General features: G+C 36.3%; 19 protein-coding genes. 13 read left to right on the forward strand and 6 right to left on the reverse strand.

Features of this window, described 5'->3' with window-relative positions:
• Positions 1 to 21: 21 nt before the first annotated feature.
• The 13 genes from A3EE_RS0114620 (at position 22) to A3EE_RS0114680 (ending at position 10,160) form a co-directional block, all read left to right on the forward strand.
• Positions 22 to 864 (forward strand): prephenate dehydratase, encoded by an 843-nt coding sequence (locus tag A3EE_RS0114620; RefSeq protein ID WP_018344184.1) that lies wholly within the window; start codon positions 22 to 24, stop codon positions 862 to 864.
• Positions 842 to 2,017 (forward strand): pyridoxal phosphate-dependent aminotransferase, encoded by a 1,176-nt coding sequence (locus A3EE_RS0114625; protein ID WP_018344185.1) that lies wholly within the window; start codon positions 842 to 844, stop codon positions 2,015 to 2,017. Before A3EE_RS0114620 ends, A3EE_RS0114625 begins: the two co-directional genes overlap by 23 nt.
• A gap of 56 nt (positions 2,018 to 2,073) precedes the next feature.
• Positions 2,074 to 2,592 carry a hypothetical protein gene (locus A3EE_RS0114630; protein ID WP_018344186.1) on the forward strand — a complete coding sequence of 173 codons (519 nt, stop codon included), beginning with the start codon at positions 2,074 to 2,076 and terminating at the stop codon, positions 2,590 to 2,592.
• Positions 2,593 to 2,645: 53 nt separating this feature from the next.
• On the forward strand, positions 2,646 to 3,569 hold the full coding sequence (locus tag A3EE_RS0114635) for an SPFH domain-containing protein (protein ID WP_026209796.1): 924 nt from the start codon (positions 2,646 to 2,648) through the stop codon (positions 3,567 to 3,569).
• 24 nt (positions 3,570 to 3,593) lie between these two features.
• Positions 3,594 to 3,977, forward strand: coding sequence for a hypothetical protein (locus A3EE_RS0114640; RefSeq protein WP_033418136.1), 384 nt, complete (start codon positions 3,594 to 3,596; stop codon positions 3,975 to 3,977).
• Positions 3,978 to 3,987: 10 nt separating this feature from the next.
• A complete protein-coding gene (locus A3EE_RS0114645) occupies positions 3,988 to 4,530 on the forward strand; it encodes an NADPH-dependent FMN reductase (protein WP_018344189.1) in 543 nt (180 codons plus the stop codon).
• 336 nt (positions 4,531 to 4,866) lie between these two features.
• A complete protein-coding gene (locus A3EE_RS0114650) occupies positions 4,867 to 5,202 on the forward strand; it encodes a hypothetical protein (RefSeq protein WP_018344190.1) in 336 nt (111 codons plus the stop codon).
• A gap of 30 nt (positions 5,203 to 5,232) precedes the next feature.
• Positions 5,233 to 5,535, forward strand: coding sequence for a hypothetical protein (locus tag A3EE_RS0114655; protein WP_018344191.1), 303 nt, complete (start codon positions 5,233 to 5,235; stop codon positions 5,533 to 5,535).
• 282 nt (positions 5,536 to 5,817) lie between these two features.
• Positions 5,818 to 7,002 (forward strand): cation:proton antiporter, encoded by a 1,185-nt coding sequence (locus A3EE_RS0114660; RefSeq protein WP_018344192.1) that lies wholly within the window; start codon positions 5,818 to 5,820, stop codon positions 7,000 to 7,002.
• Positions 7,003 to 7,171: 169 nt separating this feature from the next.
• Positions 7,172 to 7,453, forward strand: a complete 282-nt coding sequence (locus tag A3EE_RS0114665) for a GNAT family N-acetyltransferase (protein ID WP_018344193.1) — start codon at positions 7,172 to 7,174, stop codon at positions 7,451 to 7,453.
• A gap of 77 nt (positions 7,454 to 7,530) precedes the next feature.
• On the forward strand, positions 7,531 to 8,112 hold the full coding sequence (locus tag A3EE_RS0114670; protein ID WP_018344194.1) for a MiaE family protein: 582 nt from the start codon (positions 7,531 to 7,533) through the stop codon (positions 8,110 to 8,112).
• Between the two features lie 144 nt (positions 8,113 to 8,256).
• On the forward strand, positions 8,257 to 9,456 hold the full coding sequence (locus tag A3EE_RS0114675) for a BaiN/RdsA family NAD(P)/FAD-dependent oxidoreductase (RefSeq protein ID WP_018344195.1): 1,200 nt from the start codon (positions 8,257 to 8,259) through the stop codon (positions 9,454 to 9,456).
• A 53-nt stretch (positions 9,457 to 9,509) separates the two neighbouring features.
• The gene (locus tag A3EE_RS0114680) at positions 9,510 to 10,160 is read left to right on the forward strand and encodes a class I SAM-dependent methyltransferase (RefSeq protein ID WP_018344196.1); all 651 of its coding nucleotides are present in this window, start codon (positions 9,510 to 9,512) and stop codon (positions 10,158 to 10,160) included.
• Between the two features lie 395 nt (positions 10,161 to 10,555).
• Here the strand turns inward: A3EE_RS0114680 and A3EE_RS0114685 are convergent, their stop codons facing one another.
• From A3EE_RS0114685 to A3EE_RS0114705, 6 genes are all read right to left on the reverse strand, one after another.
• A complete protein-coding gene (locus A3EE_RS0114685) occupies positions 10,556 to 11,593 on the reverse strand; it encodes an LIC11966 family surface protein (RefSeq protein WP_018344197.1) in 1,038 nt (345 codons plus the stop codon).
• Between the two features lie 3 nt (positions 11,594 to 11,596).
• A complete protein-coding gene (locus tag A3EE_RS0114690; RefSeq protein ID WP_018344198.1) occupies positions 11,597 to 13,672 on the reverse strand; it encodes a S41 family peptidase in 2,076 nt (691 codons plus the stop codon).
• A gap of 273 nt (positions 13,673 to 13,945) precedes the next feature.
• Positions 13,946 to 14,077: a hypothetical protein gene (locus A3EE_RS22210; RefSeq protein WP_281166489.1), complete on the reverse strand. Its 132-nt coding sequence runs from the start codon at positions 14,075 to 14,077 to the stop codon at positions 13,946 to 13,948.
• Between the two features lie 37 nt (positions 14,078 to 14,114).
• The gene (locus tag A3EE_RS0114695) at positions 14,115 to 14,435 is read right to left on the reverse strand and encodes a magnetosome magnetite crystal formation protein family (protein ID WP_018344199.1); all 321 of its coding nucleotides are present in this window, start codon (positions 14,433 to 14,435) and stop codon (positions 14,115 to 14,117) included.
• Positions 14,436 to 14,658: 223 nt separating this feature from the next.
• Positions 14,659 to 16,881 carry a hypothetical protein gene (locus tag A3EE_RS0114700; protein ID WP_020526093.1) on the reverse strand — a complete coding sequence of 741 codons (2,223 nt, stop codon included), beginning with the start codon at positions 16,879 to 16,881 and terminating at the stop codon, positions 14,659 to 14,661.
• Positions 16,878 to 17,420 (reverse strand): RNA polymerase sigma factor, encoded by a 543-nt coding sequence (locus tag A3EE_RS0114705; protein WP_018344200.1) that lies wholly within the window; start codon positions 17,418 to 17,420, stop codon positions 16,878 to 16,880. The genes A3EE_RS0114700 and A3EE_RS0114705 overlap by 4 nt, the downstream gene beginning before the upstream one ends.
• Positions 17,421 to 17,465 lie beyond the last annotated feature (45 nt).

A 17,465-nucleotide genomic window follows, 5' to 3' on the forward strand; every position in this document is an offset into this window, starting at 1 on the left:
TTAATAACACGATCACGTTCCATGAAAATAGCCATCCAGGGAGGCCGCGCATCTTTTCACGATATTACTGCCCGATATTATTTTGGCGAAGACATTGAGATCTCTGAATGCTCAACATTCAGAGAATTATGTAACCAATTGAATGAGGGTACTGTTGATTACGCTGTTATGGCCGTTGACAATTCTATTGCTGCTGCCATACTTCCCAACTATGCATTGATAGAAGAATACGGATTCAAAATTATCGGTGAAGTATATTTACAGATCAAGCAATACATCATGTGTGTGCCGGAAACAAACGAAGATAATATCCGTTGGGTAATGTCGCATTACATGGCACTGAATCAATGCGAAGATTATCTGTTGAATCGTCCGATGATGGAACGCAGAGAATATCACGATACGGCAGATAGTGCAAAGTATATCAAGGAACACAAGAGTCAGGATATAGCAGCGATTGCAAGTAAGTATGCAAGCGAGTTGTATGGTTTGAAATTGCTGGAACCCGAAAGCGTTGAGACCTATAAAAATAATTTTACCCGCTTTTTTATTCTTTCGAAGGATAAGAAGTTTAAAAACGAAGCGGCAAATAAAGCAACAATTAGTTTTCGTTTAACCGATCAGGTTGGTGCTTTATCTAAAGTGTTGAAAATTATTGTTGACAATGAAGTCAATCTTACAAAGATCCAGTCGTTGCCTGTATTTGGTACCGCGGCAGAGTATCGTTTCCATGTAGATTGCGAATGGAGTGATTATGCAAAATTTAAAAAGAGCATTGCGATCAATTCCATTGTTGAAGATTTAAAAATATTGGGTGAATATAAAAAAGGAGAATTCGTAAATGATTATTCCCGCAGCAAGTAGGCTGAACGTTGTTAAAGAATATTACTTTGTGCGCAAGCTTGAAGAGATTGCGAAGTTGAACAAAGAAGGTAAAAATGTGATCAGCTTTGGGATCGGTAGTCCCGATCTTGCACCATCTGCAGCAACCGTAGATGCATTGGTAGCTACATCGCGTTTGTCGAATACGCATGGGTATCAGCCGTATCGCGGTATACCTGAATTGAGAGACAGCATTGCTTCGTTCTATAAAAATACCTATGGAGTAGAATTAGATTCCAATACAGAAGTACTTCCGTTGATGGGTTCTAAAGAAGGGATACTCCATGTATCTATGGCTTTCTTAAATCCGGGCGATGAAGTATTGGTTCCGGATCCGGGCTATCCAACATATACCTCTCTTACAACATTGATCGGTGGAGTGGTACGTAAGTATGCATTGAGTGAAAAAAACAACTGGCATCCGGATGTTGAAGAACTGAAAAAGCAGGATCTGTCGAAAGTGAAGATGATGTGGTTGAATTACCCACACATGCCAACAGGTGCAGAAGCGGATCGTGTACAGATTGAAAAAATTGTTGCGTTCGCAAAAGAACAAAAAATATTATTGTGCTTTGACAACCCGTATAGCTTGGTATTGAATCAAAATAAACCATTCAGTATTTTAAGTATTCCGGGTGCAAAGGATGTTGCTGTTGAATTCAATTCCTTGAGCAAGTCGCACAACATGGCAGGATGGAGAATCGGGATGATGGTTGGTTCACCGATTTACTTAAATCCTACACTTACGGTAAAAAGTAATATCGATTCAGGTATGTATCTCGGTTTGCAGAAAGCTGCGATCGAAGCATTTAAGAATACAGACCTTTGGCATGCAGAACGCAACGCTGTGTATGCAGAGCGCAGAGAAAAGATATTTGGCATACTTGATAAATTAGGCTTTGAATACAGCCGCAAGCAGGTTGGTTTGTTTGTTTGGTGCAAGCCTAAGAATGCTGCTGCAATTGGTGACATACCTGCATATGTAGATCGTTTGTTGAATGAAGCATATGTATTCTTTACTCCAGGCGCTATTTTTGGCGAACAGGGAGAAGGATATCTGAGAGCATCGCTTTGTGTGCCGTTGGAAAAGATTGTTGAGGCCGAAGCGCGTATAGATGCCTGGCTGAAAAAATAAATAAAAATAGCAGGGACATTCAAATGTTGAATGTCCCTTTTTTAAATTGCTATGATATGGATGAGATTTTTAAAATCGGAGAAGAGGGAGCGCATGCATTGCTTCAACGTCAAATGAAAAGTACGTTTAGGTGGATTTTTTTTGCAATAGGTATATTGTTCATATTTCTTATATATGTGGGAAGTTTCAAAAAGGCATTTATTTTTTCCGGGGGAATATTATGTCTGTTTTTATTTTCTTTTTCACGAAGAAAAAAACATTTTGAAATTTTACGTTATCAAATAACATCCGATCGTTTTATACAATTTGTGGATCTCGAAAATGTTGATACGTTTGTACAAATGGCAAGGGCGCGAAATGCCGCCAGGCATGGTGTAAAAGATGAGAAAGAAGTGTTGTTCGATCAAATTGATAAAATTCTTTTTAAGAACTCAGGCGAAATTCAAATTTTTTCTACAAAATTTGATTGGTTGACCAATAATGGAAGGATTACTTTTTATCCGGAAATGGAAAATTTTGATCGTGTGAAACAATTTATTAAGGAACGTTTCACGAACATTGTTATCGAATCGTAGTACAATTTTATAATTTTAATACATTTTAGTTAACCTCTTAAACACGTATCATTATGTTAATTACTTATTCAATTATTGCAGGGCTAATACTACTCGTTTTTATGTCGGGTGTAATCACCGTCAATCAGGGAAGTGTAGCTGTTATGACGATCTTCGGGAAGTACAACCGCTTCTTAACCCCGGGATTCAATTTTAGAATTCCGTTTATAGAAAAAGTGTATAGCAAAATCTCTATTCAGAACCGTTCTGTGGAACTACATTTCCAGGCGATCACACAGGATCAGGCAAACGTACACTTCAAAGCCATGTTGTTATACGCTGTGGTAAACCAATCGGAAGAAACCATTAAAAACGTCGCATTCAAATTTGTTGACGAAAACAATTTCATGCAGGCCTTGATCCGAACCATTGAAGGAACAATCCGCAGTTTTGTTGCAACAAAAAAACAATCTGAAATTTTAGGTTTGCGTACAGAGATTGTTGAAGAAGTGAAGAAGCACCTTGACGATACCTTAGAAGAATGGGGCTACCACATGATCGATATTCAATTGAATGATATCACGTTTGATGAAGAGATCATTAAATCAATGGCAAAAGTTGTTGCATCAAATAACCTTAAAGCAGCAGCTGAAAATGAAGGACAAGCGTTATTGATCACAAAAACAAAAGCTGCAGAAGCAGAAGGTAATGCAATCAAAATTTCAGCTATTGCGGAGAAAGAAGCTGCAATGCAGCGCGGGCAAGGTATTGCATTGTTCCGTGAAGAGGTAGCTAAGGGGATGGCACAGGCAGCAAAAGAGATCAATGAAGCAAATCTGGATTCTTCATATTTATTATTTACCATGTGGACAGAAGCAGTGAAGCACTTTGCTGAAACAGGTACAGGCAATGTTATTTTCTTAGATGGTTCTCCGGAAGGTATGAATAGAGCAATGCGTGAGATGATGGCATCCATGCAATTGAATCAGAAGAAGTAAGAATCTAAATTAAGAGATAACTATATGAAATTTATAAAAATCATATTCTTAGCATCGCTATTAGCATTCATGTCTTTTTCAAATAGAACAGCTGTTGACGGCTGTTCTATTTTGCATAACGGCACATTTGAATACATGATTGACAAGGATAAGGTAAGAGTTGTAATTGATGATGAAAATCATACGGAATACCATAAAGGTAGTAAGTATGTTATTCAATCTAAACTGGCTTGGGTGAATGAATGTGAATACAATGCGACGCTTGTAAAAGCAACAGTTCCTAATTTCCCATTCCTCGCTGGAACCGTCATGAATGTGAAGGTAAATAAAATAGAAGGTAAGACCATTTTCTATACAGCTACCATAAAAGGACAAAGCTTTCCGGGAGAATTGAAGAAGATTAAATAAGGATCAATACATGAAAAAAAATATTTTGGCAATTGTTGGAAGTGCAAGCAAAGGATCTTCTAATTTGAAGTTGGTGCAGTATCTTTCAGTAGAAATGCAGAATGATTTTTCTCTGGAAATTTTTGATGCCTTAGTAACGCTTCCGCATTTTGATCCGGCGCTTACAGATAATAATACTCCAAAAGAAATTACAGCTATTCGTAATGCCATCTCACATGCAGATGGCATTATCATTTGTACCCCGGAGTATATTTTCAGCATGCCAAGCGGATTAAAGAATTTAATCGAATGGTGTGTATCTACAACTGTTTTTTCAAAGAAGCCTGTCGGGTTGATTACTGCTTCTGCACAAGGAGAGAAAGGACACGAAGAATTGAAACTGGTAATGAAGACCGTTGAAACGATTTTTACAGAAGAAACAACGTTATTGATTCAGGGAATAAAAGGAAAAATCGATTCAGAAGGAAATATCCGTACTGAAGAATTGAAAGCTGAGCTGTCTGTTTTTATAAAACATTTTTCAGTACTTATTCGGAGCTCTAAACAAGAGTAAGCTAACTTTTGCTAATATTTTTATATTTTTAATGCGTTGATTTTTAATGATATAATTAATTTTTTACTGTCTATAAATAAATATTACTAATAATATTAGTATTAATTAAAATTGTATTTATATTTGCTAATGTAATTAGTAAATGATCTATACCCTTGCCCATTTTAATAAAACATTATATATGCCAATACGCTGGACACGTGGTATATAAAGTGTAAGCTGGTTTTGCTTTCATCACAGCTGAATGAACAAAGCTATTTTGTTAAAAAGGGTAGGGTGTAAGATCGCCAACAGCAAAAGTTAATTCAATTTCATTTTAACATAGGAGGAAAATATATGTTTGTTATCAGTGACATTATCAAAAGCATCGGAATGGATATTCAGTATTTATTTTCCATTCTGAAAAGATCAAATTGGTTGACAGGAAACGGTACCGGAGTATCGTATTCGTTCTTAAACCTTGAAATGATAAATAATACGATCCTGTCGGGGATGGTGTATATAGGCGATAAACTTGTCGACTTTGAATTGAGCTTTCAGGATATCATGTATAATACCTTCAGAATTGGTAAGTATACTTTTTTAGTAAAGTCATCCGATGAGATTACTGTCTTTGTTGACGGAGATGAATCCAATACGATTCCTCTGATCAAAATGAGTAATCTGAAATAATCCTATAATTAATTCGACTAAAAGTTATTTATGGAAACAGATTTGAATTTTTTTGAAGAAGTACATTTAAAGGGTGACTCTACTAAAAAGAAAACAGTTAGTAGCAATGCATCAAATTTCAAAAAAGGAATATTGATCGGCGGCGCGTCTATTGTAGTAATACTGGCTATTGTGAGTTTTCAGAATAGCGAAAATTTCTATAGTTATGAAGATGCAGCGCTGCATCTGGATTCTATTCAGATTCAGCAAAACAATCGCATCATTGAATTGCTGGAAACGAGAACACAACGTGATACAACCATTGTGCATGTAATTGCACCGACGTCATTATAATAGAAGTAGTGCTAACGTCTTCGGGGCTTAAATCCCGTTGACGTTTCGCTACAATCGAAACCTATAACAGATGAAACCTTCGAGGTTTAACCTCCAAGGTTTCGTTTGTCCTTTTCCTGATTTATAGTTTATTTTCCCGAAGAGCCTTGTAGCAATACAAGGCTCTTTTTATTTAATTATAACAGCCTTTTCTTTATTAATTTACTAATCTGAATTTGCTATCTTTGGTCTGAGCGTTACATCTTTTAAGGGACGCCGTAAACCCCTAACGGATTCTATTCAATGAATATTTTAATAACTGTTTGCGTTCTGTTACTGTTGGCTTATCTGTTTGATCTGACCTCTTCTTTTACAAAAATTCCTTCGGTAATATTATTGCTTGTATCGGGTTGGCTTGTAAAGCAGGCTTGTTATGTGTTTAATATTACAGTGCCCGACTTAAATCCGTTGCTGCCTGTAATAGGTACCGTGGGTTTGATTCTGATCGTGCTGGAAGGTTCATTGGAATTGGATGTAGATAAAACCAAGTTTCCGATGATCAAAAAATCCATTGTGGTTGCATTTCTTCCAATGATTATTTTGGCAGCACTGCTGGGTTTTTTCTTTCAGTATATAGGCGGATATACATTAAAAGATAGCATAGCATACGCAATTCCATTTTGCGTGATCAGTAGCGCAATCGCAATACCAACTGTTAAAACACTTCATTCCCGTGTGCGCGAATTTGTTGTTTTTGAAACAAGTTTGTCGGATATACTAGGTGTGTTGTTATTTAATTTTGTTGCATTGAATGCGGTTATTAATACAGATTCAATGATTGAATTTTTTGTTGAAATCAGTATTATCACCGTTCTGTCTTTTATTACTACCATTTGTCTGTCCTTATTATTGACAAAGGTGGATCATCACATTAAATATAGTCCGATTATAATCATCATCATTTTATTTTACGGTGTTTCCAAAATATATCATTTACCAGGGTTGATTTTTATAATGATTTTTGGTTTACTATTGGGAAACATAAAACGAATAAGCAAACTTAAATTCTTCCGAAAAATTAATTATAAAGCAATCGAAGTAGAAGTGAATAAACTACACGAGCTTAGCGTAGAAGCGGCGTTTCTTGTTCGCGCGTTGTTTTTCTTATTGTTTGGTTTTTTAATGCATACCAGAGATGTGTTAAATACAGATACCATTTGGTATGCTGTAGGGATTATCACAGCAATCCTCCTTATTCGACTGGTACAATTACTGATCTATAAAATTCCGCTTATACCAATCTTATTTATAGCTCCCAGAGGGTTGATTACTATTTTACTTTTTGTCGCTCTTGTTCCTGCACCTGCCGGTTCTATTGTAGGTACGTCGCTTGTGATCCAGGTGATCGTTCTTTCAGCTTTGGTAATGATGGTTGGACTTATGTTTACACCGAAAGAGCTGGAGGCAAAGAATGAGGAAATGAAGTAGTCAGTGGTCAGTAAACAGTAGTCAGTTTTCCGCCCAATGTGGATTTATTCTTCTTGCGTTCTTTGCGTTTTAAACTTTGCGACCTTTGCGGTTAATTTTAATATCTTTATCAATCACCGTCATCAATACGAACGGAATATTCTTTACATTCTACTAAATAAAATTTTATATGAATATTAATCACATAAAAGACGAGAAATGCGGATGTTTTATCGCTACTGAAAACGCTGATGAAGTAGGACGAATAACATATGTGATGTCAGGAGAAACGAAGTTGGTAATTGAGCATACTGTCGTGAATCCATCCTATGAAGGACATGGGTTAGGTAAAAAGCTTGTTTTTACCGTTGTGGATTATGCCAGAGCAAACAACATTAAGATCCTCCCTGTGTGTACCTTTGCTAAAGCGGTATTTGATAAAACACCTGAAATTAAGGATGTGCTGTTTTAATTTCCGTTATACACGGAACTTCTGATTTCAGGCTTCCGCATTTTTTGTATCTTTGCAGCGTATTTAATAACATCTCTATGTTAGGACTGAAATTACCAACGGACCCGCGTTGGGTTGAAATTGTAGAATCAAATATCCCCGAAATATTAACGGATCACGCGTACTGTGAGCAGAAGGCTACGACCAATGCCATGTACATTGTGATTAACTTTCCGGAATATACTGAGTTGGTAAGTGACATGATTGACCTGGCACAGGAAGAGTTGCAGCATTTTAAAATGGTGCATGACATCATAAAAAAACGCGGATTGGTTTTAGGTCGTGAGCGTAAAGATCCGTACGCAGGTGATATCTATGCATTCATGCGTAAAGGTCATATCCGAAAATTTGTATTGATTGATCGTTTGTTATTTTCTGCATTGATTGAAGCACGCAGCTGCGAACGTTTCAGATTGCTGAGCGAACAGATCAACGATGAAGAATTAAAAACATTCTACCGTGAACTGATGATCAGCGAAGCAACGCATTATACAACATTTATCAACTATGCCCGCAAATACAGTGAAGGCGAAGACATTGATAAACGCTGGCAGGAATTTTTGGACTACGAAGCAACAGTGATTGCGAAGTATGGCGATAGCGCGACGATGCACGGGTAACGTACTAGGTTTGAAGTTTTAAGTTCTAAGAGCTCGATAAGTTATCTTTGATTTAAATTGAATCTTACCTAAAGAAATGGTTCTTAAAACGTAATACCTATAACATATTGCCTTCTTAAAACTTATTACTTAAAACATATTACATTGAAAAAAGTTGCAATCATCGGTGGCGGCCCATCAGCACTCATGCTTGCAGCAATGTTGGATGAGAAGAAATACGCAGTTCATATCTACGAAAAGAATGCAGCTGTCGGACGGAAATTTTTAGTGGCAGGTGACGGCGGTTTTAATCTTACACATTCGGAATCGATTGATTTATTTGTTGCACGCTATACGCCGAATAATTTTTTAGAAGAAGCACTGCGAGCATTTACAAATCAGAATCTATGTGATTGGTTAAAGAATATCGGCATTGAAACATATACGGGTTCCAGCAAACGTATTTTTCCTGTGAAAGGTATAAAGCCTATTGAAGTGTTGAATGCTTTTCTTAAAAAACTAACAGAAAAAAATGTTCAGATTCATACACTTCATGAATGGAAGGGATGGAATGAAAAGAATCAAATCGTTTTTCAAAATAAGAAAGAAAATATTCATGTAGATGCGGATATGATTGTATTTGCATTGGGTGGTGCAAGCTGGAGTGTAACAGGTTCAGATGGAACATGGCTGAATTTATTTCAGAAGAAAGGAATAGATGTTGTTCCTTTTCAAGCTTCGAATTGCGGATACACTATACAATGGCCGGATGTATTTATAGAAAAGCAGGAGGGGAAATGGTTGAAAAATATTTCAGTTGTTTGCGGAGATAAACAGAAGCAAGGTGAGCTGGTTATTACAAAATCAGGGATCGAAGGAGGAGCAATTTATGCATTGAGTCCTGAAATACGTAAGCAATTGTCTCAAAAGAATGTAGCTGAAATTGCAATTGATTTTAAACCAACTTTTTCAAAAGAAGATCTTGTTCAAAAACTCTCTGCTAAATCAAAAAAATCTGTTACAGAAATTTTAGGTAAAGAAATTAATTTATCGGATGTGCAGATTACTATGTTAAAAGTATTTCTTTCAAAAGAAGATTTTATAGCTGTCGATAAACTTGCAGAATATATTAAACATTTTCCTTTATCTATAACAGGTAGAGTACCGATAGATGAAGCAATTTCAACCGTTGGTGGAATTCCCTTAACGGAAGTAGATGAAAATTTTCAACTGAAAAAAATACCGAATCAGTATGTGCTTGGTGAAATGCTGGATTGGGACGCACCTACCGGCGGATACTTATTGCAGGGATGTTTTAGCATGGGAGCGTGGGTTGCAGGAAAAGTGAATGGGGCACACGATTAACTCACGAATATAATTAAGTGAAATAAGTTTTAGAGAGTATTGTATTATAACGCATGGAAGAAGAACAATTAAAAGCATTGGCATCACAGCTTAGACAGCCTCATGGAAGCAAAGGTGCTGAGATGGGCGATCTGATGAACGAGTCAAACGGTAACATGACACGTCAAACGATCAACAGTCTGGATATACAGGATGGCGAAGAATTGTTGGAGTTGGGGCATGGAAACTGCGCGCATTTGTCGTATATATTGGATCGTTCTAAAGCAATGTATTATGGATTGGAAATTTCGGAATTGATGCATACGGAAGCGAAGCAGATCAATAAAGGTTTTATAGAAAAGAACCGCGCATTCTTTTTCATGTACGATGGAATAGAGATTCCTTTTGGTGAAAATTACTTTGATAAGGTATTTACCGTAAATACGCTTTATTTTTGGGACGAACCTGAAAAAATGCTGAATAGCATTTATAAAGTACTGAAGCCTGGAGGCGTCTTTAGTATTGGCTTCGCGCAGAAATCATTTATGGGGCAATTGCCTTTTACGAAGTTTGGCTTTACGTTGTATGATACGGATGAAGCAGAAGCGCTGGTTGCTAAAACAGAATTTAAAATATTAAAAACAGAAACGCAGGTAGAACGCATTAAAGGTAAGATAGGCGGATTGATTGATCGGGAGTTTACGATACTTACTCTGATAAAGTAATTCAATAAAAAAGCTCTGAGATAATTTACCTTAGAGCTTTTTTATTGAATGTCTATTATTTTTTATAGATCAACCCTTATATTATTAAAACTGCTCAAAATAAATTGATACAAATTATTTTGAGCAATTTTAATACACATTGCAGTAGATACTATGTTATGACCCCAGTCGGGGTCATATGTTTATAGCCTGTCGGATTTAAACAAACTACGCACAATACCGAAGGTATTCCTTAGAAAAGAACACCTTCGGTATTGTGCGTAGTAAAACTAATTTGTTTATGCTATAAACATGCGACCCCGCTGGGGTCGTTCTGAGAAATAATTTTCAATTGATCTAATTCTTAATTAAGAGGATTAGAAAAACAATAATATTTATCAAGATAGATATGCTGCTTATTTTTTAGGAATCTGTTTGTCTAAAAACGCATTCGTTGCTTCGTTCCACTCATTAATTAATTTTGCACGTTTTGTATTCAGCTCTGTGTTTTTTGTATTGTAAGTAGCAACAGATGCATTGTACTTGGCTGCAGCTGCATTGTATTGATCCGCTTCTTCTTTCGTTACAGTTCCTTTGCCTTTTGCATCGATTACTTTTTTGATTTTTTCGAAATTCTCTTTTGCAAGAAAGAAATCCAACTGACCTTGAATTTGATTGTTTGCTTCGTCCTGATAGAAGTTCAATAAATTTCTTAATGCAACTTCCAGGGTTCCATCTCCTTTATAAGAAGGAATTGTATCCAATGATTTTAAACCTTCTTTTGATGTCTGTATTAGAGCAGTTCTGCTTTGTTGAACCTGACTGATATTGCCTGCAGAAAGTGCTTGTATCATCTGCTGTTCCTGGAAAGAGCTTCTGAAAAGAAGTAAGTTCATATCACTTTGGAACTTCATTACTTTGCTTGCGATTCTAAGCATTTTATCTTTGCTATCTTCTGTGCTTGGAGCCATGGTGATGTTGTTTTCAGCAGCAAATGCATTTACTTGGTCATTTACCATGTCAGAACCTTTGCTTATTTTTTGATTCGCAATTTCCTGTGCTGTTACATAAGCCTCCATTAGATCATACGATTGCTCGGCGATGGCTTCCATATCCATAATCTTTGCATAGTCGTTTGCCATAACGTTGTATGAAAGATTTAAATACGAGATCAACGAGTCGCGCAGCGTTGTTTTTCCATTGTATCCTTTCATTTTTGCAATCTTAGTTTTAGAAGCCTTTAAAATGTTCAGCACTTCTTGTCTTTTGGATTCAGCTTTCTTAGCACTTTTTCCATGGGCAACCTGATTGATGTAATCAAAGTATCCGTTTTTAATTGTACCAAATTCAGAAGTCATGCTATTTAAATATTCTACAGCGGTCTGAGAAAAAGAAGTAGCAGTGGAAATGAAAAATAGTGCCAGTAAGGCAACACATTTGATTGAAGATTTCATATTTTATTTTTGTTTAAGGTTAATAAAGTCACACATGATATCATAGGTTTGCTGCAAGATCAGATCTGTTTTCAACTCTTCTAAATAGCTTGTGTAAAGTTTTTTATAGTTGGCATCGTATGTTAAGAAGTCGCTCTCCAATCGATTGTAATACACGTCAAAACCTGTTCGATTATAGGTTGCTGCAGCATATTCTTTTTCAGATTCTTTTTTGAATTTATTCATATCACTCCAGAATCCGGCAACTGTTAAATGCATGACAATGTCATCATTTTGTGTTCTGTGTAATGAATCCGAAACCTGGGTCAGATAGTTATATCGTTTGTTTTCGTTTATGCGTATTGTGTTCTTGTCACTTAAGGCTGCAACAGGCAGTGCTGGAGGGAATGCGAAAATCGCTTTTTTAGCAATCGAATCTCCTATGATGTAAAATGGTTCTTTATTTTCTTTTTCTGAAAGAACTTCTAAATAAGGTAATGTGATATCGGGTGTTACACCCTTTCCCTGATAGCTGATTCCTGTAGTTCTGTATAGTTTTATTTGAGTAAGCTTGGCTATACCCATATTGTCTGTTGAAGAAAATTTGCTATAAGATACCGTTGTATCTAATGGCGCGAAGCCCTGGCCTGTAGCTTTGCCATAGGTTTGTTGGCCTACAATAATTGCTCTATGGTTATCTTGCATCGCTGCGCTGAATATTTCAGATGCAGAAGCACTGTGCCCGTTTACCATAATGCATAACGGTCCATCGTATACAGTTCCTCTGGCCATATCTTTTGTTAGCGTAGCTTTCTTTGTATTATCCAGAATGTAAAATAATGGTCCGATATCAATAAACAAACTGGACATTCCGATTGCTTCATCAAGTGATCCGCCGCCGTTATAGCGTAAGTCTATGACCAATCCTTCTATACCTTCATTTTTTAATTTTAGAATTTCTTTAGATAATTCATTTGCGCAGCCCAAAGCATTTGGATTGTTTGCATCGCTGTAAAAGGAAGGGATGGAGATGTAGCCAATTTTTTTATCCGATTTTATGATATAACTTTTAACCGTATTGTTTTCAAATTTGATGGCTTCTTTTTTTAACTTAATCGTTTCAATCGAACCGTTTTCTTTTTTTATAGTCAGTTCTAATATTGTATATTTTTCGTTTTGCAATAAATTATTTGCCTCTCCATAGGTGAGAGAAGTAATATCCTGCGGCTGCTGATTCAGTTTTATTGCGGTTACCAGATCTCCGGTTTGAATGATATTTGCAAACCATGCCATGCTGCCCGGAGCAATGTATTCTATAGATAAATTTCCATAGTCCGTTTCCCCAAAGAAGATGCCGAACGTCAGTACTTGAGATTGCAGGTGTTGAGAGAATTGTTTGAATGTATTGTAATCGTAATATTCTGTATGCGGATCGTATCGTTTACATATAGCATTCAGTAGCATGTCTTCAACTGTTGCATTAAAATCTATTGCCGGATCCAATAAAGCATTTATTTTTTTTAATTCTTTCGCAAAGATGATGGCGGCTGTTTTATTTTTATTGATCAGAAAATCTTTTGGTGCACTTATACTTTTTAGTTGCAACGTATCGAGTGTATAATAAGAAGCATTTAATACAAGGTATTTAATAAGACGCGACCATCGATTTGTTTTTTTCTCTTTGGATTCCAAAAAATCTCTTTTGCCGGAAGTGAAGGTGATAATTTCATTTTCAGTAAAACTCAATTCAGAATGAGAAAGCGTTTCTACTATAACCTGACTTTCTTTAACTCTCGTTTTATATAGATCGGCTATTGTAGCAACAAGCTTACATAGATCTTTAGAAGAAGTAGGTTTGATATTTTGAACTTGTGTTAATAACAGTTGTCTGTCGGATTCATAGAAATGGATTTTTCTATAATCCAATTCAGCTAAAAGCAGATCTATCGTTTGCTGTGCAACTTCTGTATTAAATTGAATCGGTGCAATGTGATTTTTTTGAAGCAATGTCCATAAGGCATCCATTTTTTTAGAGCATGAAGGCGTTTCCGTTTTCGGTGTGTTTTGTGCGTAAGTAAAAACAGATAAAAGGAGAGCCACAAATAAAGCGGACAGTCGGAATAGAGCCGAAAAGTAATGTCGCATGCAGGGAAAGAAATCAATTAAAAGATTAGGGGTTGTATTGCTGAAAGGCTATTGAAATATATTTGAATGTTTAAATAGCCTCTTCAATACGAACATAGCAAAATCCTTCAGAAGAAAGAAAAAGTAAGCAGATTATTAATGTATTTTCTTGTGAAAACGGATCTTTTAAAAAATCATAAAAGAATCTGCCTTTCAAATTATTGTAATTTAATGAAGAAATTGAATTATTTACTTACAGCCTTGTGCACACGGTTTCTTTTCCGTCATTTGTCCATGGTATTGTCCGGGTGTTGAACTGGATCTGCAGCTGCTGAAAGCAAGCAATACTAAGCTGATGAATATAAGAAGTATTTTTTTCATGAAACTATAACGTTACTTGCTTTTGTAATGATATGTGTTAACGAATGAAATTTTTAAACCATTCCTGGAAGTATGGCCCAACATAGAAAACCGGTTTTTCCTCTTCTTTTAATGCACTTAACAGACCGATGATCCAGAGCACAAAACAGCTGACTTCAAATGCCAAAAAAAGAATATTGATTCGGAAAAATCCCAGAATGATTGAACCGCCAATAAATAGCACCTGCAAGCCCAGGGTCTGACGTAAGTGGAAGCGTGCAATCGAGTCTTTGGTGTTATTGTCCAGGTATAATACGAAAGCAATGATCCATCCCAACAGTGGAATGTAAGAAAGAAGAGCTATATTTTTTCCGTTCATAAGATTTTGCAGCTAAGCACGATTAATTGATAGTGATGCAAATTTACAAAATCAGATGGATATTTTGTACAATCAAAATCATCTAATAGAGAGTGTAGGGGGCACTCTCTAAGATGATGCTGTTGTTCCCATCTGCTAAAAAATCATTGTAAATGTGCAGATGGCTATGTAAAACCCCAACAACGACTACACGAACATTCGAGTCGATCAGTAGTATCTGGTATTAGAAGCTGAATCGGATTCCGGTCTGAAGCCCTAACATAAATTGAGTTTGTTTGAACGGCACTTGTTTGTCGAATACATTTGAGAAATAGTAGTAGACGATAGGTTCAGCAAATACAGAACAGGATCTGGAGAATTTATAATAACCGCCAACGGAAAAAGAACCACCCAGAGATATATGCTTATCAGAATGGTGCCCAACGATGGAGCTATCCAATGCATTCAGATAGGTTACAGAACTGGTTTGATAGTTGATGAGCAAACTGGTTCGGGCAAGTAAGGAGAATTTGTCGGAAATGCTGTAGCCATAAGCAACATGAATAGGAATTGAAATGTTCTGGAATTTATCGGTGTGTTTTACTACCTGAGTTGAAATATTATTAATTACTGTGCTATCTGTTTTCACGTAATGAGTTGTGAAGATGTATTTGTGACTTGTTGAATCGTACGTGCTGTCACGTACATAATTTCCTTGATAGCTCATGTAGCTTGAATCGATATGATTTTGCGTAATGGTCGACGGCTGACTTAAGCTGGAATATTGCAAGCCAATACCAACTTCTATTTTTTGCGTTAAGGCATAATTCATACGGAGACCGGTTGTAATGCCAAAACCTGTTCCTGCATTTTTATTGCGTTCTTTTATAGCGTTGTTTAATGAGGTTTCCGAAGTGTTTGGAGATAGATGCATATAACCTAGTACAGGTGTTGCGTATCCATCAAAGCTGCATCTGGAAAGGAAAAGAGATTTCTTTTTGCTTTCTTCAGTTGTTGTTGCATTTGTTGTTTTTGCTAAGTTTTCTGCTGTAAGAGAATCAATTTCTTTTGCCAGAATGGTTGAATCCATTTTTGCTATGGTCGTATTGGTTACAGTGTTTTTTGATTGTGCAAAGGCATTCGCATCATTAAGATCTGAATTCGTATTGGATGCATTTGTTAAGCCGGTTGTATTATTTGCAGAATCAACAGATTCCTTTGCAGAAGCTGAGTTCTTTACTTTGCTGGATACTAAGGACTGTTCTATTGTAGAAGCAGTATTCGCTTGCGTTGCAAGGTTCGTATTTGAGAGTAGAGAACTTGCATCAGAAGCAGTGCTTATTGAATTTATTGCATTTAATGACACGATTGCATTCCGGATTTGAGAAGCATTCAAATTCGGAGCTTTATCTGAAGTATTGTTATTGCCCGACTCTGTAGACTTCGCTGAAGCTGCATTTGTTATAGACGTATTCGATAACGAATTTTTAGTGTTTAATAAATTGTCATCTTGAATAAGGGTAGACGTAAATTGTTTTATAGAGTCTGCATAAACAGAAGTACGTAAATTGCTCTGAGAAATAGTTGTATTGAGAGATTGTGTTTTTAATAATTCACTGGTACTTTTTGTATTGTCGTAACTGCTAGTCGCTGCGCTGTTCGCTGTGTTAGAAGATGAATTATTTAATTGATCCGAAGATGAAACGACAGCAGAATTATCTGAAATTGAGTTGGCGTGTTTATCCGTTAAAGATAGGTCAGAATCTGCTGTTTGAGTAGATTGGACGTTAGATGATTTAGGTGAAGACGCGTTTCTTTCAGTTGATTTAGCATTTGTATTTGTTGAACCTGAAACAATCGTTTGTTTTTTTGTTAAATAAGTTGCTCCGGATGTATGACTTACTGCACCTGCTCTAGAAGCATTGCTATGAACATTCGATTCGGTCGGATCGTTTGCATGGAAATTCTTATCTGTTGCTTGCGTATTTTTGTTTTTTGAATATATAGCAGCAGTAGTTGAATTGTTTTGATCAATGTGCGAATCGGTGCTGCTATTTGTTTGTAAAAGAACAGGAGCAGAAGTGTTTTCTGTAGTGTTGAGCGAAGAAGTGTTTGTGCTGTGATCGGTTTCTTTGTTAGAAGAAGTCTCTGTCCCGTTTGTAGTATTGTCGGTTGAATGTGCAATGGGATTATTAATTACAGAAGAAGAAGAAGTTTCTGAGGCAACCGTTGTTTGATTGTTGTGCGTGTCTTTTGTAGTATATAAATATGTCGCAATAGCAATGGTGCTGATAACAAGTATTGAGAACAGGAATGGATTTTTTAAGAAGGAACTTCCTCCTGCATTTCCGCCTTCTGAAGGGATATTCGATTCAATGGAAGCCCATAAATCAGAAGGGACCTGAACTTCGTGTCCTTCAAATTTATCTTTTATGACTTGATCCATACGATCTGTATTTTCTTTCATAATGTTATGATTCCTTTCTGGAGAAGTTTACTTTTTAATAATCCTCTTCCTTTAGCCAGTTGTGATTTTGAAGTTCCCTCTGAAATCGACAACAGTTCACTTATCTCTTTGTGTGTATATCCTTCAATAACATACATGTTGAATATCATACGGTAGCCATCGGGTAATGTTTGAATGACATCCAGCAATTCATCAGCAGACATTTTTGAAATGATATCAACAACATCATCGCTTTCTTCTTCGGTATAATAGAGGTCTGTCTGCGATTGCTTTACTTTATCTTTGTGGTAATGATTAATTGCTGTTGTTACTACAATTCGTTTTAACCAGCCTTCAAACGAACCTTTGTATTCATAGGATTTAATGGAATTGAATATTTTTATGAATGCCTCCTGAAGAATGTCTTCAGCTTCAAACGTTGTAAATGAATACCGCATGGCAATAGCTAGCAACCTCCCTGCATACTGTTTGTACAGGGATTCAAAGGATTGTCGGTTTCCTTTTTTACAGCCTTCTATTAACTCTTTTTCTATATTCATTTAAAAAGTAACGGGAAAGTAAATTCATCACTTTCCCGTAAAATA

It is taken from the genome of Cytophaga aurantiaca DSM 3654, assembly GCF_000379725.1.
Taxonomy (GTDB): domain Bacteria; phylum Bacteroidota; class Bacteroidia; order Cytophagales; family Cytophagaceae; genus Cytophaga; species Cytophaga aurantiaca.